General features: G+C 65.1%; 24 protein-coding genes. 21 read left to right on the top strand and 3 right to left on the bottom strand.

Translation table 11 applies throughout. The annotated features are described in order from the left end of the window. Positions 1-37: 37 nt before the first annotated feature. Positions 38-1,021 carry a Bug family tripartite tricarboxylate transporter substrate binding protein gene (locus tag KVP10_RS04410; protein ID WP_217963261.1) on the bottom strand — a complete coding sequence of 328 codons (984 nt, stop codon included), beginning with the start codon at positions 1,019-1,021 and terminating at the stop codon, positions 38-40. 56 nt (positions 1,022-1,077) lie between these two features. Then, positions 1,078-2,667, bottom strand: coding sequence for a sulfatase family protein (locus KVP10_RS04405; protein WP_217963260.1), 1,590 nt, complete (start codon positions 2,665-2,667; stop codon positions 1,078-1,080). 336 nt (positions 2,668-3,003) lie between these two features. On the opposite strand from KVP10_RS04405, the gene KVP10_RS04400 reads away from it, so the two are divergent. Further along, positions 3,004-3,921 carry a LysR family transcriptional regulator gene (locus KVP10_RS04400; protein WP_217963259.1) on the top strand — a complete coding sequence of 306 codons (918 nt, stop codon included), beginning with the start codon at positions 3,004-3,006 and terminating at the stop codon, positions 3,919-3,921. Positions 3,922-4,118: 197 nt separating this feature from the next. Here the strand turns inward: KVP10_RS04400 and KVP10_RS04395 are convergent, their stop codons facing one another. Then, the gene (locus tag KVP10_RS04395) at positions 4,119-5,546 is read right to left on the bottom strand and encodes an NAD-dependent succinate-semialdehyde dehydrogenase (protein WP_217963258.1); all 1,428 of its coding nucleotides are present in this window, start codon (positions 5,544-5,546) and stop codon (positions 4,119-4,121) included. A 686-nt stretch (positions 5,547-6,232) separates the two neighbouring features. Here KVP10_RS04395 and rplN point away from each other — a divergent pair. The 20 genes from rplN (at position 6,233) to dsbD (ending at position 17,930) form a co-directional block, all read left to right on the top strand. Next, positions 6,233-6,601: a 50S ribosomal protein L14 gene (gene rplN / locus KVP10_RS04390; protein ID WP_088602145.1), complete on the top strand. Its 369-nt coding sequence runs from the start codon at positions 6,233-6,235 to the stop codon at positions 6,599-6,601. Between the two features lie 10 nt (positions 6,602-6,611). Continuing rightward, positions 6,612-6,932 (top strand): 50S ribosomal protein L24, encoded by a 321-nt coding sequence (gene rplX / locus KVP10_RS04385; protein WP_217963257.1) that lies wholly within the window; start codon positions 6,612-6,614, stop codon positions 6,930-6,932. 12 nt (positions 6,933-6,944) lie between these two features. Beyond that, positions 6,945-7,484, top strand: coding sequence for a 50S ribosomal protein L5 (gene rplE, locus KVP10_RS04380; protein WP_217963256.1), 540 nt, complete (start codon positions 6,945-6,947; stop codon positions 7,482-7,484). Between the two features lie 11 nt (positions 7,485-7,495). After that, on the top strand, positions 7,496-7,801 hold the full coding sequence (rpsN, locus tag KVP10_RS04375; RefSeq protein ID WP_217963255.1) for a 30S ribosomal protein S14: 306 nt from the start codon (positions 7,496-7,498) through the stop codon (positions 7,799-7,801). An 11-nt stretch (positions 7,802-7,812) separates the two neighbouring features. Further along, positions 7,813-8,208: a 30S ribosomal protein S8 gene (gene rpsH, locus KVP10_RS04370; RefSeq protein ID WP_217963254.1), complete on the top strand. Its 396-nt coding sequence runs from the start codon at positions 7,813-7,815 to the stop codon at positions 8,206-8,208. 10 nt (positions 8,209-8,218) lie between these two features. Continuing rightward, a complete protein-coding gene (gene rplF, locus KVP10_RS04365; RefSeq protein ID WP_217963253.1) occupies positions 8,219-8,752 on the top strand; it encodes a 50S ribosomal protein L6 in 534 nt (177 codons plus the stop codon). A 21-nt stretch (positions 8,753-8,773) separates the two neighbouring features. Continuing rightward, positions 8,774-9,139 (top strand): 50S ribosomal protein L18, encoded by a 366-nt coding sequence (gene rplR, locus KVP10_RS04360; RefSeq protein WP_217963252.1) that lies wholly within the window; start codon positions 8,774-8,776, stop codon positions 9,137-9,139. 15 nt (positions 9,140-9,154) lie between these two features. Further along, complete coding sequence (gene rpsE, locus KVP10_RS04355) at positions 9,155-9,676, top strand: 30S ribosomal protein S5 (protein ID WP_217963251.1); 522 nt, start codon at positions 9,155-9,157, stop codon at positions 9,674-9,676. Between the two features lie 3 nt (positions 9,677-9,679). After that, a complete protein-coding gene (rpmD, locus tag KVP10_RS04350) occupies positions 9,680-9,865 on the top strand; it encodes a 50S ribosomal protein L30 (protein WP_217963250.1) in 186 nt (61 codons plus the stop codon). A 10-nt stretch (positions 9,866-9,875) separates the two neighbouring features. Next, the gene (gene rplO / locus KVP10_RS04345) at positions 9,876-10,316 is read left to right on the top strand and encodes a 50S ribosomal protein L15 (protein WP_088602136.1); all 441 of its coding nucleotides are present in this window, start codon (positions 9,876-9,878) and stop codon (positions 10,314-10,316) included. A 13-nt stretch (positions 10,317-10,329) separates the two neighbouring features. Then, positions 10,330-11,655 (top strand): preprotein translocase subunit SecY, encoded by a 1,326-nt coding sequence (gene secY, locus KVP10_RS04340; RefSeq protein ID WP_217963249.1) that lies wholly within the window; start codon positions 10,330-10,332, stop codon positions 11,653-11,655. Positions 11,656-11,663: 8 nt separating this feature from the next. Then, positions 11,664-11,882: a translation initiation factor IF-1 gene (gene infA / locus KVP10_RS04335; protein ID WP_068375372.1), complete on the top strand. Its 219-nt coding sequence runs from the start codon at positions 11,664-11,666 to the stop codon at positions 11,880-11,882. Between the two features lie 31 nt (positions 11,883-11,913). After that, positions 11,914-12,027: a 50S ribosomal protein L36 gene (gene rpmJ / locus KVP10_RS04330; RefSeq protein ID WP_003805360.1), complete on the top strand. Its 114-nt coding sequence runs from the start codon at positions 11,914-11,916 to the stop codon at positions 12,025-12,027. A gap of 35 nt (positions 12,028-12,062) precedes the next feature. Beyond that, positions 12,063-12,428, top strand: a complete 366-nt coding sequence (gene rpsM, locus KVP10_RS04325) for a 30S ribosomal protein S13 (RefSeq protein ID WP_088602133.1) — start codon at positions 12,063-12,065, stop codon at positions 12,426-12,428. A gap of 14 nt (positions 12,429-12,442) precedes the next feature. Further along, positions 12,443-12,844 (top strand): 30S ribosomal protein S11, encoded by a 402-nt coding sequence (gene rpsK / locus KVP10_RS04320; RefSeq protein ID WP_217963248.1) that lies wholly within the window; start codon positions 12,443-12,445, stop codon positions 12,842-12,844. Between the two features lie 11 nt (positions 12,845-12,855). Continuing rightward, positions 12,856-13,479, top strand: coding sequence for a 30S ribosomal protein S4 (rpsD, locus tag KVP10_RS04315; RefSeq protein ID WP_217963247.1), 624 nt, complete (start codon positions 12,856-12,858; stop codon positions 13,477-13,479). Between the two features lie 194 nt (positions 13,480-13,673). Next, positions 13,674-14,660 (top strand): DNA-directed RNA polymerase subunit alpha, encoded by a 987-nt coding sequence (locus tag KVP10_RS04310; RefSeq protein WP_217963246.1) that lies wholly within the window; start codon positions 13,674-13,676, stop codon positions 14,658-14,660. A gap of 157 nt (positions 14,661-14,817) precedes the next feature. Further along, a complete protein-coding gene (rplQ, locus tag KVP10_RS04305; protein WP_217963245.1) occupies positions 14,818-15,204 on the top strand; it encodes a 50S ribosomal protein L17 in 387 nt (128 codons plus the stop codon). A 333-nt stretch (positions 15,205-15,537) separates the two neighbouring features. Continuing rightward, positions 15,538-15,894 (top strand): divalent-cation tolerance protein CutA, encoded by a 357-nt coding sequence (cutA, locus tag KVP10_RS04300; protein ID WP_217963784.1) that lies wholly within the window; start codon positions 15,538-15,540, stop codon positions 15,892-15,894. A gap of 17 nt (positions 15,895-15,911) precedes the next feature. Further along, complete coding sequence (dsbD, locus tag KVP10_RS04295; RefSeq protein ID WP_376810945.1) at positions 15,912-17,930, top strand: protein-disulfide reductase DsbD; 2,019 nt, start codon at positions 15,912-15,914, stop codon at positions 17,928-17,930. Positions 17,931-18,236: the final 306 nt, after the last annotated feature.

Genomic DNA, 18,236 nt, shown 5'->3' with positions numbered 1-18,236 from the left:
GCGGGCGGCCGGCTGCGCCGGGCCGCCGTTCGCCGCCTCAGTCGGCGGTGATGTGCGCCTGCTCGATCACGGCCTGCCATTGCTTGGCTGTCGCGCTCAGCGTCTGCTCGGCCTGTTCGGGCGTGCCGATCGTGGGCTGGATGTCCAGGTTCTTGAGCTTGGCCAGCACGTCCGGGTCCTGCAGGAATTTGTTCAAGAGCCCGTTCCAGCGCACGATGATGTCCTTGGGCGTGTTTTTCGGCGCCATCAGCACGAAGCCGAATTGCATGTCGAAGTTCTGCATGCCGGGCAGGCCCGATTCCGCGATGGTGGGCACTTCGGGCAGCAACGGATCGCGCGTCTTGCCCGAGACCGCCAGGGCGACCAGCTTGTGCGCGCGGATGTTCGGCACCATGTTCGAAACGGACAGGAAGCCGCTGTCCACCTGGCCGGCGAGCAGCGCATTGACGGCGGGGGCATTGCCCTTATAGGGTATGTGCGTCATCTGCGTGTGCGCCCCGAGGCGGAAGGCTTCCATCGCCAGGTGCCCGGGCGAAGCGGCGCCGGCCGAGGCGTAGCTCAGGTGCTGCTTGCCCGCCATCGCCACGAACTGCTTCAGGTCGGTCGGCCCCAGGCCGGTGCGCGTGACCAGCCCCAGGTTGAACGAACCGCAGCGGCCGATGGTGGACAGCGTGGTGCGCGGATCGAAATGGTTGTTCTTGTAGACGAAGGGGTTGACGGTGACCAGGGTGTCGACGGCGATCAGCAAGGTGTAGCCGTCGGGCTTGGCGCGTGCCACATATTCGCCGCCGATGGTGCCCGATGCGCCGGGCTTGTTTTCGACGATCACCGTCTGGTGCAGTTCGCCGCCGGCCTTGGCGGCCAGCAGGCGCGCCACCATGTCCAGCGGGCCGCCGGCGGTGAAGTTGACGACCAGGGAAATGGGGCGGTCGGGATAGGCGGCCTGTGCATTGGCGCCCAGGCACAGGACGATCGCGCCCAGCCCGCAGGCCAGGGGTCGCTTGATCGATCGGTTCAACATAGTGGTCTCCTTTGGTGATGGTGCGGCGGCCTCGCGGGCCGCCGTGTTCGTGGCGATCAGGCGATCGCGGTCGGGTTGGGGCTGGTGTCGGTGTGGTCGATCATGGCCAGGGCAAGCGCCTCCAGCAGGGCCGACTTGCGCGCGGCATGCGCGGGCGCATCCCACAGATTGACGAGCTCCATCGGATCTTCCTGCAGGTCGTAGAGTTCGCCGAAGGCGCCCTTCTCGTACAGGCTCAGGCGGTGCCTGCCGTCGACCAGGGTGCGCATGCGCACGCGAGTGTCCAGGCCGAACATGACGCGCTGGCCTTCTTCCTCGATCAGCAGGTGATCGCGCAGGGAACTGCGGCGATTGTCCATGAGCGGCAGCAGCGATTGCCCCTGTATGCCGTTATAGGGCAGGACGCCGCTGCGTTCCAGGACGGTGGCTGCGACGTCTATGGTCGAGGCCAGCGCGTCCTGGTTGTGGCGGGCCTGCGGGTTTGCCGGGTCCATCCAGATGAACGGCGTGCGTATCAGGCTGCGGTAGTGAATGGGGCCTTTCCAGAGCAACTGGTGGTCGCCCAGGTAGTCGCCGTGGTCGCTCATGAAGATGACCACCGTATCGTCGGCCAGGCCCTGGTCGCGCAGTTCGGCCATCACTTCGCCGATGACGTGGTCGATGTGGCTGATCGAGCCGTAGTTCAGCGCGATGGCCTCGCGCGCCTCGCGTTCGGTACAGGAAAACAGCGCGGGCGTGTTCTTCACCGCCGCGGCCCGGTCGCGCTGTTCGTAGAGCCAGGCCACGTGCGCCGGCGGCGTGTGCGCCTGGCTGGCGTGGAACGAGGCGGGCAGGTCGACTTCTTCGGGCCGGTACATGCCCCAGTATTTGCCGTGGGGAGTAAAGGGATGGTGCGGGTCGGGGAACGAGCACTGGATGAAGAAGGGCTGCTCTCCTTGCGCATATTCGCGGATCAGCTCGCGCGTCTTCATGCCGATGTAGCCATTGGTGGACAGCTCTTCCGGCACCCGCGTGCGCCAGGCCTGGCGGAACCGGCTCAGCTCGTATTCCGGCGTGGGGATGGCTTGTTCTGGGCCCGCCGACCGGGCGGCTTCGGGATGATTTTCCTCGAGCCAGCGCCAGTAATGGCCCTGGACCTGGTCGCCATGGTCGACCGTCAGCGCCACGCGGGAGAATCCGTAGAACGGGAGCTCCATGTCGTGGTCCGGGTCGTTGCGCCAGAAGGGCGCCCATTCCTGGTCGTAGTTGCCGCCCTGGGGATGGCGCGCCTCGCCCTCGGTCCTGGGGTCTTGCGGGCGCGGCCATTTCGCGGCGATGCCCGTCATGTTCTGCAAGTGCGATTTGCCCACCAGCGCGGTGCGGTAGCCGTGATCCCGGAGCTTCTCGACGAAGGTCGTGGCCTGCAGCGAGAGCGGAATGCCGTTGTGGCGCGCCCCGTGCACCGAGGGCATGCGGCCGGTCATCAGCGAAGAGCGGTTCGGCATGCAGATGGGCGTGGCCACATTGAAGTTCTCCGCCTTCCAGCCGCGCGCGGCCAGCGCGTCCAGGTTGGGGGTGCGCAGGACGGGGTTGCCGTAGGCCCCCAGGTGGTCGGCTTTGTGCTGGTCGGTGATGAACAGCAGGAAATTCGGGCGTTTCGTGGTCATGGCTGGTTCCTTGAGGCGCGCGTGGCGGTTCGGCCCGTCTGCGCGGCCCATTTCCGGCGAACGTCCTGGCGCTTGGCCCCCGGAATGCCGGGCGCTTTTCGCCGCCCGGTGCATGCTTGCCGGCTTTTGCCGCGGCTGGCGCCTCGGGACCGGGGCGCGAGGCTTGCGGCGGGCGCGACCCACGGTATGGTGCGGCGCCGAAACTATTATCGGCAAGTAATGTATAAATGAATAATGAAAATAAATTGTCGATGCATGTGATTTGGTTATGGCTGGGTGGCGCCGGCAGGCGGCGCGGCCGGCCGATGTGTCGATTCACCCGGCCAGGAGGCAATCGTGGACTGGAGCTACAAGATCAGGCTCAAGAACCTGCAGATGCTGGTGCGCTTGTGCGAAGTGCCCAATGTCAGCCAGGTGGCGCAGGAATTCAATATCACCCAGCCGGCGCTGTCGAAGTGGTTGCGCGATTTCGAGGCCCATCTGGAGGCGCCGCTGTTCGAGCGGCATGCGCGTGGCCTGGAACCGCTGCCGCTGGCCCTGGAGCTGGCGCGGCAGGCGCGGGCCATCGTGGGGCGCCTGGATCGGGCGCGCGCGGTGGTCCAGTACATGAAGGGGCCGGTGCGCCGGCAGATCGCGGTCGGCGTCTCGCCCATGGCCGCGATCGCCCTGCTGCCGGGCGCGCTGCGCGAATTCCACGGGCGGCACCCCGAGGTCTTCGTGCGCGTGCGCGAAGACACGGTGGATCATCTCGCTTTGCGGCTGCATAGCGGAGAACTGGACGTGCTGGTCGGGCGCCTGGAAGAAGAGCCCACGCCGGAAGTGGGCCGCGAGAAGCTGTGCGATACGCCGCTGTGCCTGGCGATGTGCCGTACGCACCCGCTGGCGCGCGAGCCGGATGCCCCGTGGGAGCGGACCCTGGAATATCCTTGGGTGGTGCCGCCACCGGGCAGCCCGTTCCGGCGCCTGGTAGACCTGGCCCTGGAGGCCATGAACCAGGGCAAGCCCAATTTCCTGATCGAATCGGCCTATATCCATACCAGCGCCAGGCTGCTGGAAGGCACAGACCTGATCGCCCCCATGTCGCGCGCCACGGCCTGGGGCGTGCAGGGGTCGGGGGCGCTGGCGATGCGCGAGCTGCCCATAAGCTACCAGGGCTCGGTCGACCTGGTGTGGCGCACGGAAGACCAGGACGACGAGCTGATACTGGATTTCATGGAATGCGCCCGCCGCCAGGCGGCGTGCATGGAGGTGTAGGGCACGGCGGAGCGCCCCGCACGCCCCGTCGCAACGGGGCATGAGGGAAGTTAGGGGTGTAAGGGGAATAAAAGGCGGGAGACGCGGGCCGCAAAAAAGCGCGCCCGAAAAGCGCGCTCGCCGAGGGGCCTGGCACGGCCCGGCCGGCACACACAAGCGCAAGCCGGCCTCGGTGCAAGGCCGGCCCGCCAGGGGCTTCAGACGTGCGTCACGAACTTGGTGACGAGATAGCCGTCGAAGGTTTCCGCGCCGCCTTCGCTGCCGATGCCGCTGTCCTTGATGCCGCCGAAGGGCGTCTCGGGCAGGGCGCTGCCGAAGTGGTTGATGTTGACCATGCCCGCCTCGATGCCGTTGGACACCTTGGTGGCCGTCTGCAGCGAGGTGGTGAACACATACGACGACAGGCCGAAGGGCAGCGAGTTGGCCTTGCGGATGACGTCGTCGGTGTCGGAAAAGCGGGCGATGGGCGCGATCGGGCCGAAGGGCTCTTCGGTCATCAGCATGGAATCGTCCGGCAGGTCGGTGACCACCGTGGGGGCGAAGAAGTGGCCGATGCGCTCCAGCGCCTCGCCGCCCAGCACTACCTTGCCGCCGCGCTCGACCGCGTTCTCGACGAACTTGGCCATGGTGGGCACGCGCCGCTCGTGCGCCAGCGGGCCCATCTGGGTCTCGGGGTCGAGGCCGTCGCCGATTTTCACGCCCTTGAGGGTGTTGACGAAGCTGTCCAGGAAGCGGTCGTAGACCTTTTCATGCACATAGAAGCGGGTGGGCGAGACGCACACCTGGCCAGCGTTGCGCACCTTGAAGCGGGCCAGGTGCTTGGCGGCGCGGTCGATGTCGGCGTCCGGGAACACCAGCACGGGGGAATGGCCGCCCAGTTCCATGGTGACGCGCTTCATATGGGCGCCGGCCAGGGATGCCAGATGCTTGCCCACCGGTACGGAGCCGGTGAACGACACCTTGCGCACGATCGGCGAGCGGATCAGGTATTCGGAGATCTCGGACGGCACGCCCCAGACGATGTTCAGCACCCCCGGGGGCAGGCCGGCGTCATGGAACAGGCGGGCGATGGCCACCACGGCGCTGGGCGAGTCTTCGGGGCCCTTGAGGATGACGGTGCAGCCGGCGCCGACGGCGGCGCAAATCTTGCGGATCGCCTGGTTGTAGGGGAAGTTCCAGGGGGTGAAGGCGGCGCACACGCCGATGGGCTCGCGCAGCACCATTTGCCGCACTTCGGGGCTGCGCGGCAGGATGACGCGGCCATAGATGCGGCGGCATTCTTCGGCGTGCCAGTCGGCATGGTCGGAGCAGGCCATCACTTCGCCCACGGCTTCGGCCAGGGGCTTGCCCTGGTCCAGCGTCATGTTGCGGCCGATCTCCTGGGCGCGCTCGCGGGTCAGCGCGCCGACCTTGCGCAGGATTTCGGAGCGCAGCATGGGCGAGCTGTGGCGCCAAGTTTCGAAGGCGCGCTGGGCCGCGGCCAGTGCACGGTCGAGGTCGGCGGTGGTGGCGTGGGGCAGCTGGCCGAGCACTTCCAGCGTGGACGGGTTGGTTACCGGCTGGGTCTTGCGCCCGTCGCCGGCCAGGAACTCACCGTCTATATATAAGGCCAGTGTTTCGTACATATGCGTGTCCTCGTGAGTGAATGCGATGAAAAGCGGATGCCTGGGAATCTCGGATGCCGGAAAGCGGGCGGGAGCCGCGCCGGGCTCGCCCGGCCATTGCACCGCGCAGGCCTGCCGCGGGCGTCATGGCGCCGTGGCGGGCCCTGAGGGCGGTTCGGCCGATAAACGGAAACTGTACACCATCCGGTGTGCTTCATGTCGAGAGGCGGCGGCGGGTGGCGCAGCCGGCATATGGACCGAGGCGGCCCGGGCTGCAAGCCGCGCGCAGCCTATAAGCCCCTGCTCGCAAAGCCGCGACAGGGGCGCCCGGACTTTTCCGGGCCCGCCGCCATCCGGCCCATCGCGCACGCGCTTCCTCTTTTCGGGTATTTCCGGCTGCCCGGGCGCGGAAAGCGCAACATCCCTGCGCAATTCGCCATGCCACGCTTGCCATGGGCTGTCAAATAGGCTAGAATCACGTTCTTGCCTGGCAGAAGCTATGGGCCGGGCGACATGGGTCGGGGCGTTTTCGAGCGCTTTGGCCAGAAACCTACATGGCAAGATTTCAACCCAGGGTTGCGGTTTTAAGGCGGGGCTTCACAACGGGGCTTACCGGTTTATAGCCAGACCTGACGGGACCAAAACTGGTTGCGCGGCTTCGGCCAATGGTTGGTGGGCGGCGCAGCTAAGTTGGAACAGGAAAAATCATGATCCAAATGCAGACCACGCTAGACGTGGCCGACAACACGGGTGCGCGTTCCATCATGTGCATCAAGGTGTTGGGCGGCTCGAAGCGCCGTTATGCCGGCATCGGTGACATCATCAAAGTCAGTGTCAAGGATGCCGCTCCCCGTGGGCGCGTCAAGAAAGGCGAAATATACAACGCAGTGGTGGTTCGCACCGCCAAGGGCGTGCGCCGCAAGGACGGCTCGCTCATCCGATTCGGCGGCAATGCTGCCGTGCTGCTCAACGCCAAGCTGGAGCCCATCGGCACCCGCATCTTCGGACCCGTGACGCGCGAACTGCGTACGGAAAAATTCATGAAGATCGTGTCCCTGGCCCCCGAAGTGCTGTAAGGAGCGAACCATGGAAAAAATCCGTAAGGGCGACGAGGTCATCGTATTGACCGGTCGCGACAAGAAGCGCCGCGGCACCGTCCTGCAGCGCGTCGATGCCGATCACGTGCTGGTCGAAGGCATCAACGTCGTCAAGAAGCACGTCAAGCCCAATCCCATGGCGGGCAGCCAGGGGGGTATCGTCGACAAGACTTTGCCGATCCACATCTCGAATGTGGCGATCTTCAATCCCGAGACCGGCGCCGCCGATCGCGTCGGGGTCAAGGAAGTCGACGGCCGCAAAGTCCGTGTATTCCGTTCCAGCGGCGCCGTGGTCGGCGCCAAGGCGTAAGGGGCGAACAGCATGGCTCGTTTACAAGAGTTCTACCGCAACAAGGTAATGGCCGACCTGCAGGCCAAGTTCGGCTACAAGAGCGTGATGGAAGTTCCTCGCATCACCAAGATCACCCTGAACATGGGTGTGTCCGAAGCCGTCGCCGACAAGAAAGTCATCGAGCACGCCGTGTCCGACCTGACCAAGATTTCTGGCCAGAAGCCGGTGGTCACCAAGACGCGCAAGGCCATCGCGGGCTTCAAGATCCGCGAAGACTATCCCATCGGCTGCATGGTCACCCTGCGTGGCCAGCGCATGTACGAATTCCTCGATCGCCTGGTCGCCGTGGCGCTGCCGCGCGTGCGCGATTTCCGGGGGATCTCGGGCCGGGCCTTCGACGGCCGCGGCAACTACAACATCGGGGTCAAGGAACAGATCATTTTCCCCGAAATCGAATATGACAAGATCGACGCGCTGCGTGGCATGAACATCAGCATCACCACCACCGCGAAGACCGACGAAGAAGCCAAGGCGCTGTTGACGGCCTTCAGCTTCCCGTTCCGTAACTAAGGGGCGATGACGTGGCCAAACTCTCACTCATCAATCGCGACATCAAGCGCGCCAAGCTGGCTGAAAAATTCGCTGCCAAGCGTGCCGCGCTCAAGGCCGTCATCGACGACCAGTCCAAGACCGACGAAGAGCGCTACCAGGCTCGCCTGCAACTGCAGCAACTGCCGCGCAACGCCAACCCGACCCGCCAGCGTAACCGCTGCGTGGTCACCGGCCGCTCCCGCGGTGTTTACAGCAAGTTCGGGCTGACCCGCCACAAATTGCGCGAAATGGCGATGCGCGGCGAAGTGCCGGGCATGACCAAGGCCAGCTGGTAGGAGAAACATACATGAGCATGAGCGATCCCATCGCCGACATGTTGACCCGCGTGCGCAATGCGCAACAGGTCAACAAGACCTCGGTCACCATGCCCTCCTCCAAGCTCAAGGTGGCCATTGCCGCCGTGCTGAAGGACGAAGGCTATATCGAAAGCTTCCAGATCACCGGCGAGAAGGCCAAGCCTGTGCTGGAGATTTCCCTGAAATACTACGCTGGCCGTCCGGTCATCGAGCGTATAGAGCGCGTATCGCGCCCCGGGCTGCGCATCTACAAGGGTCGCGCGTCCATTCCCCAGGTCATGAACGGCCTGGGCGTGGCGATCGTCTCGACCTCGCGCGGTGTCATGACCGATCGCAAGGCGCGCGCCACGGGCGTGGGCGGCGAAGTGCTGTGCTACGTGGCATAAGGAGAATCACATGTCACGCATAGCAAAATATCCCGTCGCCGTGCCGAAAGGCGTGGAAGCGACCATCAGCGCCGGCCAGATTTCGGTCAAGGGCCCGCTGGGCACGCTGACCCAGAGCCTGACGGGCGACGTCGTCGTCCGCCAGGAAGACGGCCAGCTCACCTTTGTCGTGGCCAACGAAAGCCGCCACGCCAAGGCCATGTCGGGTACCGTACGCGCCCTGGTGGCCAATATGGTGACCGGCGTCAGCAAAGGTTTCGAACGCAAGCTGAGCCTCGTAGGCGTGGGTTTCCGCGCCCAGGTTCAGGGCGATGCGCTGAAACTGCAGCTTGGCTATTCCCACGACATCCTGCACAAGATGCCTGCCGGCATCAAGATCGAGTGCCCGACGCAGACGGAAATCATCGTCAAGGGCTCCGACAAGCAGGTGGTCGGACAGGTGGCGGCAGAGATCCGCGCCTATCGCGAACCCGAACCCTACAAGGGCAAGGGCGTGCGGTATGCGGACGAGCATGTCGTCATCAAGGAAACCAAGAAGAAGTAAGCGCGCAGGCAAGGACGAATCATGGACAAGAAAACTTCCCGTTTGCGTCGTGCGGTTACGACCCGTCGGAAAATCCACGAGCTGCGCGTACACCGCCTCTCGATTTTCCGCTCGAACCTGCACATATACGCCAACATCATCTCGCCGGAAGGCGATCGCGTGCTGGTCAGCGCCTCGACGCTCGAGCCCGAGGTCCGCAAGGAACTGGCGAGCCAGAAGGTTGGCGGCGGCAACGTGGCCGCGGCCGGCATCGTGGGCAAGCGCGTGGCCGAGAAGGCCAAGGCCGCCGGCATCGAGCTGGTCGCCTTCGACCGCTCCGGCTTCCGTTACCATGGCCGTGTCAAGGCGCTGGCCGATGCCGCGCGCGAAGCCGGCCTGAAATTCTAAGCAAGGGACTGTCAAATGGCTAAAGCACAAGGCAAGCACAACGCCGAGCAAGAGCGCGATGACGGCTTGCGCGAAAAGATGATCGCGGTCAACCGCGTCAGCAAGGTGGTCAAGGGTGGCCGTACGATGAGCTTCGCCGCCCTGACCGTAGTGGGCGATGGCGACGGCCGCATCGGCATGGGCAAGGGCAAGGCCCGCGAAGTGCCCGTGGCGGTCCAGAAGGCCATGGAACAGGCGCGTCGCGGCCTGGTCAAGGTCGCCCTGAAGAACGGCACGCTGCATCACACCGTGGTGGGCAAGCACGGCGCCTCGACGGTGCTGATCTCGCCCGCCGCCGAAGGTACCGGCGTGATCGCCGGCGGCCCGATGCGCGCCATCTTCGATGTCATGGGTGTGCGCAACGTCGTGGCCAAGAGCCTCGGCTCGAGCAACCCGTACAACATGGTGCGCGCCACGCTCAATGGCCTGCGCGCCTGCTCGACGCCGGCCGAAGTGGCCGCCAAGCGCGGCAAGACGGTCGAAGAGATACTGGGGTAAGTCATGGCACAGAAGCAAATCAAGGTCACCCTCGTGCGCTCCGTCATCGGCACCAAGGAATCCCATCGCGCCACCGTGCGCGGTCTGGGCCTGGGCCGCGTGAACAGCAGCCGCGTCCTGGTCGATACGCCCGAAGTGCGAGGCATGATCCGCAAGGTCGACTATCTGGTCACCGTGTCGGAAGTCTGAAGGAATCGCGATGTCAGAAACTCAACTCAACACGCTCAAGCCCGCTGAAGGCAGCAAGCATGCCAAGCGCCGCGTGGGCCGTGGCATAGGCTCCGGCCTGGGCAAGACTGCGGGTCGTGGCCACAAGGGCCAGAAGTCCCGTGCCGGCGGTTTCCACAAGGTCGGCTTCGAAGGCGGCCAGATGCCGCTGCAGCGTCGCCTGCCCAAGCGCGGCTTCACGCCGCTGGGCCAGCACCTGTACGCCGAAGTCCGTCTGTCCGACCTGCAACGCCTGTCCGCCGACGAAGTCGACGTGCAAGTACTGAAGCAGGCCGGCGTGGTCGGACAGGCTGTCCGCTATGCCAAGGTCATCAAGTCCGGCGAGTTGTCGCGCAAGGTCGTCCTGCGCGGCTTGACCGCCACGGCGGGCGCACGCGCGGCCATCGAAGCCGCCGGCGGCTCCCTGGCCTGAACAAGGGGTTACGGTGGCTAAAGCTCAGGCACAGAGTAAACCGGGCGCACGCTACGCCGACCTAAAACGTCGCGTGGTGTTCCTGGTGCTCGCCCTGGTCGTCTACCGCCTGGGAACGCACATCCCGGTGCCGGGCATCAATCCCGATGCCCTGTCCGACCTGTTCCAGCACAACCAGAGCGGCATACTCGGCCTGTTCAACATGTTCTCGGGCGGAGCGCTGGCGCGCTTCTCGGTTTTCGCCCTGGGGATCATGCCGTACATCTCTGCGTCGATCATCATGCAGCTGATGTCGGTGGTCGTGCCGTCGCTGGAAGCAATCAAGAAGGAAGGCCAGTCCGGCCAGCGCAAGATCACGCAGTACACGCGCTACGGTACGGTGTTCCTGGCCTTGATCCAGGCCGTGGGTATCTCGGTTGCGCTGGAATCCCAGCCCGGCCTGGTGATCGATCCCGGCATGATGTTCCGCTTCACCACCGTGGTCACCCTGCTCACGGGTACGATGTTCGTCATGTGGCTGGGCGAGCAGATCACCGAGCGCGGCTTGGGCAACGGCATCTCGATCCTGATTTTCGCGGGTATCGTCGCCGGCCTGCCGGGCGCGCTTGCGGGCTTGCTCGACCTGGTGCGCACGGATGCCATGTCGGTGCTGTCGGTGCTGTTCATTGCCGCCCTGGTCGTGGCCGTCACGTACTTCGTCGTCTTCGTCGAACGTGGCCAGCGCCGCATCACGGTCAACTATGCCAAGCGCCAGGTGGGCAACAAGATCTACGGCGGGCAGAGCTCGCACCTGCCCCTGAAGCTGAACATGTCGGGCGTGATTCCGCCGATCTTCGCGTCGTCGATCATCCTGCTGCCGGCAACGGTGACCAGCTGGTTCTCGAACAACCCGCACATGCGCTGGCTGGGAGACCTGGCCGCCGCGCTGTCGCCGCGCCAGCCCTTGTACGTAACGTTGTATATCGCTCTGATCATCTTCTTCTGCTTCTTCTATACCGCGCTGGTGTTCAACAGCCGCGAGACGGCAGACAACCTGAAGAAGAGCGGGGCCTTCGTGCCGGGCATCCGCCCGGGCGAGCAGACCTCGCGCTACATAGACAAGATCCTGATGCGTCTGACGCTGGCCGGTGCCATCTACGTCGCGGTCGTGTGCTTGCTGCCGGAATTCATGCAGATGCGCTGGAACGTGCCGTTCTACTTCGGTGGCACATCGCTGCTGATCATCGTGGTGGTTACCATGGATTTCATGGCCCAGGCGCAGGCCTACATGATGTCCCAGCAATATGACTCGCTGCTCAAGAAGGCCAACTTCAAGGGCGCGGGCCTGCCAATGCGGTAAGAGGCACAATGGCAAAAGACGACGTTATACAAATGCAAGGCGAGGTGATAGAAAACCTCCCCAATGCGACTTTTCGCGTCAAGCTCGAGAACGGCCACGTGGTGCTGGGCCACATATCAGGCAAGATGCGCATGCATTACATCCGGATCCTGCCGGGTGACAAGGTCACAGTGGAGCTCACGCCCTATGACCTGTCGCGAGCCAGGATTGTGTTCCGCTCCAAATGAGCGGCCGGCTACAGAGAACTAGGAGTCAACCATGAAGGTAATGGCATCGGTAAAGCGGATCTGCCGCAACTGCAAGATCATCAAACGTCACGGCGTGGTGCGTGTCATCTGCACCGACCCCCGCCACAAGCAGCGTCAAGGCTAAGCGCCGAAACGCAACGGATTTAACGAGGAACAGTCATGGCCCGTATTGCTGGCATCAATATTCCGCCGCATCAACACGCCGAAATCGGACTTACCGCCATCTTTGGCATCGGACGTACCCGCGCTCGCAAGATTTGCGAAGCATCGGGCGTCGAATGCTCCAAGAAGGTCAAGGACCTGACCGACGCCGAGCTCGAGCGCATCCGCGAGCACGTGGGCGTCTTCACGGTTGAAGGCGATCTGCGTCGCGAAGTGCAACTGTCGATCAAGCGACTGATCGACCTGGGAACCTACCGCGGCATGCGCCACAAGCGCGGCCTGCCCGTGCGCGGCCAGCGCACCCGTACCAACGCCCGCACCCGCAAGGGGCCGCGTCGCGCTGCTGCCTCCCTGAAGAAATAATCGAGGAATAGAAGATGGCGAAAGCTTCCACCAGCGGCGCTACTCGCGTCCGCAAGAAAGTCAAGAAAAGCGTTTCGGACGGCATTGCGCACGTCCACGCTTCGTTCAACAACACGATCATCACCATTACCGACCGCCAGGGCAATGCCTTGTCGTGGGCTACGTCGGGCGGTGCCGGTTTCAAGGGCTCGCGCAAGTCGACTCCGTTCGCCGCACAGGTTGCGGCCGAGTCGGCCGGCCGTGTGGCCCAGGAATACGGCATCAAGACGCTCGAGGTCCGCATCAAGGGCCCCGGCCCCGGCCGCGAATCGTCCGTGCGTGCGCTCAATGCCTTGGGAATCAAGATTTCCAGCATCTCCGACATCACGCCGGTGCCGCATAACGGCTGCCGTCCGCCCAAGCGTCGTCGCATCTAAGGGGAAGCATCTTGGCACGTTATATTGGACCTAAATGCAAGCTCTCGCGCCGCGAGGGCACCGACCTGTTCCTGAAGAGCTCGCGCCGCTCGCTGGACTCGAAGTGCAAGCTCGAATCCAAGCCCGGCCAGCATGGCCGCACTTCGGGCGCCCGTACTTCCGACTACGGCCTGCAACTGCGTGAAAAGCAAAAGCTCAAGCGCATGTACGGCGTGCTCGAGAAGCAGTTCCGCAAGTACTTCGAAGAAGCCGAGCGCCGCCGTGGCAACACCGGCGAAACCCTGATCCAGTTGCTCGAATCGCGCCTGGACAACGTGGTGTATCGCATGGGCTTCGGTTCGACCCGCGCCGAAGCGCGCCAGCTGGTGAACCACCGCGCCATCGAACTGAACGGCAAGACCGCCGACATCGCCTCCATCATCGTCAAGTCCGGCGATGTGGTGTCGATCCGCGAGAAAGCCAAGGCCCAGTCCCGCATCCGCGAATCGCTCGACCTGGCTTCCGGCCAAGGCCTGCCGCAGTGGGTCGAAGTCGACTCCAGCAAGATGACCGGCACCTTCAAGCAGGCTCCCGACCGCGCCGACGTGGCGCGCGACGTCAACGAATCGATGGTCGTCGAACTGTATTCCCGCTGATAGCGGGCGTGCAGCCGCAGTATCCCGCGACCGGCCCACTTTCTCTGTTCTGCAGGAAAGTGGGCTTGGTGCTCTCTGTTTCGAGCACAAGCACCGCCCCGCAAGGGCGCTCGCGATAGTTTCCGCCGGCATTCCGGCTTTTGTCCGTCAGCCTTATCGGTGTAACGAGCCGAGGGTATTGAAAAGGAACATACATGTCGTCTCAAGGTTTTCTGAAACCCCGCTCCATTGAAGTGACCCCCGTGGGCAAGAACCACGCCAAGGTCGTGATGGAACCGTTCGAACGCGGCTACGGCCACACGCTGGGCAATGCGCTGCGCCGCATCCTGCTGTCGTCCATGACGGGCTACGCGCCCACCGAAGTCCAGATGACGGGCGTGGTGCACGAATACTCGACCATCGCCGGCGTGCGCGAAGACGTGGTCGACATCCTGCTGAACCTGAAGGGCGTGGTGTTCAAGCTGCACAACCGCGAAGAAGTCACCCTGGTGCTGCGCAAGCAAGGCGCCGGCGTGGTGGTGGCCGGCGACATCGAGCTGCCGCACGACGTAGAGATCATCAATCCCGACCATGTCATCGCCACGCTGACCGATGCCGGCAAGCTGGAAATGCAGATCAAGGTCGAGCAGGGCCGCGGCTACGTGCCGGGCAATGTGCGCGCGCTGACCGATGACCGCACGCACACCATCGGCCGCATCGTGCTCGACGCCTCGTACAGCCCGGTGCGCCGCGTCAGCTACGCCGTCGAGAGCGCCCGCGTCGAGCAGCGCACCGACCTGGACAAGCTGGTCCTGGACATCTCCACCAACGGCGTGATCTCGCCCGAGGAAGCGGTGCGCCAGTCGGCCCGCATCCTGATGGACCAGATCTCGGTGTTCGCCGCCCTCGAAGGCGCGGGCGATTCGTACGAAGCCCCGGCCCGCGGCACGCCGCAGATCGATCCGGTGCTGCTGCGTCCGGTCGACGACCTGGAACTCACCGTGCGTTCGGCCAACTGCCTGAAGGCCGAGAACATCTACTACATCGGCGACCTGATCCAGCGCACCGAGAACGAGCTGCTCAAGACGCCGAACCTGGGCCGCAAGTCCCTGAACGAAATCAAGGAAGTCCTGGCTGCACGTGGCTTGACCTTGGGCATGAAGCTCGAGAACTGGCCGCCGCTGGGCCTGGAACGTCCCTGAGTTTTTACCGCGGAACGCCGCTAGCGGTGTTCCGCGCCATGAGCCCGCTGAAACGCCAATGTGTCAGCGGACAAGTCCCGGACCGCGGCGCTGTTGCCGATAGAAGAGCCGGATAACCGGCGGGTTTTCCGCCACATAGATTCAAAGGAAATACATCATGCGTCACCGTAGCGGCCTGCGTAAACTGAATCGCACCAGCAGCCATCGTCTCGCCATGTTCCGCAACATGGCCGTGTCCCTGCTGACCCACGAAGCCATCAAGACCACGCTGCCCAAGGCCAAGGAATTGCGCCGCGTCGTCGAGCCCCTGATCACTCTGGGCAAGGAACCGACCCTGGCCAACAAGCGCCTGGCTTTCGCCCGCCTGCGCGACCGCGACGCCGTGGTCAAGCTGTTCGCCGAAATCGGCCCGCGCTACAAAGAGCGCAACGGCGGCTACACCCGCGTGCTGAAGATGGGCTTCCGCCAAGGCGACAATGCGCCCATGGCCTTCATGGAACTGGTTGATCGTCCCCAGGACGAAGAGGCCGGCGACGCCGAATAAGCGCCTGCCCGGCGCGTCGCCCGGACCCTGCGTCCCGGCGCGGCAATGGCGGCCTCAAGCCGCCGTCGATGAATCCCCGCTGGTTTGCTCCCGCGGGGATTTTTCTATTCCGGCATTGTGGCGATCCGGGCCATGGCGCGGGAAAGATGCGCGGGGCTCCGATAAAATGAAGCATTCCCGGTGGATTCCTGGCCTGGCGCCCTGCACAGCGCGGCGGCCCGCCGCACCGGGCCTTGATCGCCCACCACACCACTAGAGGCTCGCCGCATGGCCGATCCGATCGACTCCGATCCCAGCTCCGGGCAGCAGGGCCGCGGCGCCGCGATATTGCGCATGGCCGGTGACGAGCGCGCGCAAGAGGCGGTGCTGGTGCTGTCGAGCGTGCCCGACGCGCTGCTGGCCAAGCGCATCGCGCACGTGCTCATCGAAGAGCGGCTGGCGGCCTGCGTGAACCTCGGCGCCCCGGGCCTGTCGATGTACATGTGGCAGGACACGCTGGAAGGAACCGAGGAAATCCCGCTGGTGGCCAAGACCACGCGAGAGCGCCTGCAGGCGCTTGCCGACCGTCTCTGGCAACTGCACCCCTACGAGGTTCCGGAAATCCTCGTGGTGCCGGTCCTGGGCGGCCTGGCGGGTTATATGGACTGGATGCGGGAACAGGTCGCGGCGCCGCCGCGGCATAAAGAATGAATACTCGGGAAAACAAAGTGATTGCATACGTCAAAGCGGGATCCTTGCGGGCCCGCGCCGCTGTCGCCGCGGCTTGCGCGGCGCTGGCCTGCTTGTTGCTGCTGGGCGCGGGTGCGGCGCATGCCGCGGATTTCCTCGAGCCCGAGCAGGCGTTTGCATTCTCCGCGGCCATGGCCGGCCCGGCGGAAATCGACGTGCATTACAAGATAGCGCCCAAGTACTACATGTACCGCGAGCGCTTCGAGTTCGCACTGAGCCCCGATTCCGGCCGCCTGGGCAAGCCGTCCTTTCCTCCCGGCATCATCGAGTACGACCCGACCTTCGACAAGAAGCTCGAGATCTATCACGATGGGGTGACCATACGGCTGCCGATCCAGCCCGGCGCCGCGGGTCCGTTGAAGCTGGAGGTCACCGGCCAGGGCTGCGCCGAGGCCGGCCTGTGCTATTCGCCCATGACGACCGAGGTGGTGCTCACGCCCGTGGCGGGCGGATACAAGGCCTCGGGGCCCGGCGTGCGCAGCTCCGTGCCCGGGCAGCCGGCGGCTGCGGCGCCGGCGGGGCAGGGCCCTGCGGCCGGCGCAGGCGCCGCGGCGAATTCCGGGGCAGCCTCTACCGCTGCGTCCTCTTCGGTGCTGGACATGAGCGACACGGGCTTCGCCTCGTATCTCGCCGGCGCCGGCTGGGGCCGCATCGTCGCGCTGTGCCTGCTGCTCGGGCTGCTGTTGTCGTTCACGCCCTGCGTGCTGCCGATGGTGCCCATATTGCTGGCGATCGTCGCGGGCGATGCCGGCCGCACCTCCGCCGCCGGCGCGCGCTCGCGCTGGCGCGGCCTGTCGCTGGCCGCCTCGTACGTGCTGGGCATGTCCGTGGTGTACACCGCGCTGGGCGTGGCCGCCGGCCTGATCGGTGCGAGCCTGGCCGTGTGGCTGCAGACGCCCTGGGTGCTGGCGCTGTTCGCAGTGCTGCTGGCCTTGCTGGCGCTGGCCATGTTCGATGTCTACACGCTGCAGGCGCCCAGCGGCATGCAGAGCGCGCTCAATGACCGGGTCTCGCGCATACCGGGCGGCCGCTACGGCGGGGCGCTGCTCATGGGGATGGTGTCGGCGCTGATCGTCGGGCCGTGCGTGGCGGCGCCGCTGGCGGGGGTGCTGCTGTTCATCTCGCAGACGGGCAATCTGGTGCTGGGCGGCCTGGCGCTGTTCGCGCTGGCCTGGGGCGAGGGCTTGCTGCTGCTGTTGGTCGGGGCCTCGTCCGGGGCCTTGCTGCCGCGCGCCGGCGCCTGGATGGAGGGCGTCAAGCACTTATTCGGCTGGCTGCTGCTGGCGACCGCGTGGTGGATGCTGGATTCGGTCGTGCCGCCGTGGGCCTCGATGCTGGGCTGGGCCTTCCTGGCCGGCTTTGCCGCGGTGATGCTGGGGGCGTTCGAGGCTTTGCCCGCCGGGCCCGGCCTGGGTGCATTCCTGCGCAAGACGCTGGGGCTGCTGGCGGCGCTCTGGGCGGCGCTATTGCTGGTCGGCGCCGCCACGGGTGGCGGCAGTCTCTTGCAGCCGCTGGCCGGATGGCGTGCGGGCGCCGTTGCCGGCGCTCCCGGGGTCGCGCTGGCCGGCGCATCGACATCGGGCGCCTCCGGCTCGGCCGGACTGAATCCCGGTGCCACGGAAGCGATACGTTCCCGATTCCAGCGCGTGCATTCGGTGCAGGAGCTGGACGCGGCGCTGGCCCAGGCGGGCCGGCCGGTGATGCTGGATTTCTATGCCGACTGGTGCGTGTCGTGCCTGGAAATGGAGAAGTTCACGTTCAGCGATCCCGCCGTGGCCGGCAAGATGTCGCAACTGCTATTGCTGCAGGCGGATGTCACCAAGAACACGCCCGAAGACCGCGCGCTGCTCAAGCGCTTCCATCTGTTCGGGCCGCCGGGCATTTTGTTCTTCGACGCGCAGGGCAAGCCGCTGCCGAATGCCCGCGTCATCGGATTCCAGAACGCGGCGCAGTTCGGCGCGGTACTGGATGGGGTGCTGGCGGGTGAGAAGCGCTGATTCTCTCCAGGGCGTTGATTCTCGCCGGGCGTTGATCTTGTCGATCCTTAAGCGGATCGTGGTGGTGCTGAGAGAGGCTGTGGTGGTGGCGGAGCGTTATTGGTTCTTTAGCCGCCTGGGACCCCGTAGGAGTCCGAAGCGCAGGCGAGTCTGCCGAGCATCGGAACTCCGCAGGGCAGCCCCGGCGGATTAAGAATGAATACGGCGCATGAATAAAGAACAGGCGCCTACAAGAACAAGCGCCTACGGCCCGAGCGCCGGCTGGTTCGCGGCCCGGGAGCATACGCCGGCGCTTTCGCGCCGACA

Origin of the sequence: Candidimonas humi, from assembly GCF_019166065.1 — a bacterium.
Taxonomy (GTDB): domain Bacteria; phylum Pseudomonadota; class Gammaproteobacteria; order Burkholderiales; family Burkholderiaceae_B; genus Candidimonas; species Candidimonas humi.
Note: the sequence above shows the minus strand (reverse complement) of the source record. Positions and strands in the feature narration are given on the sequence as shown.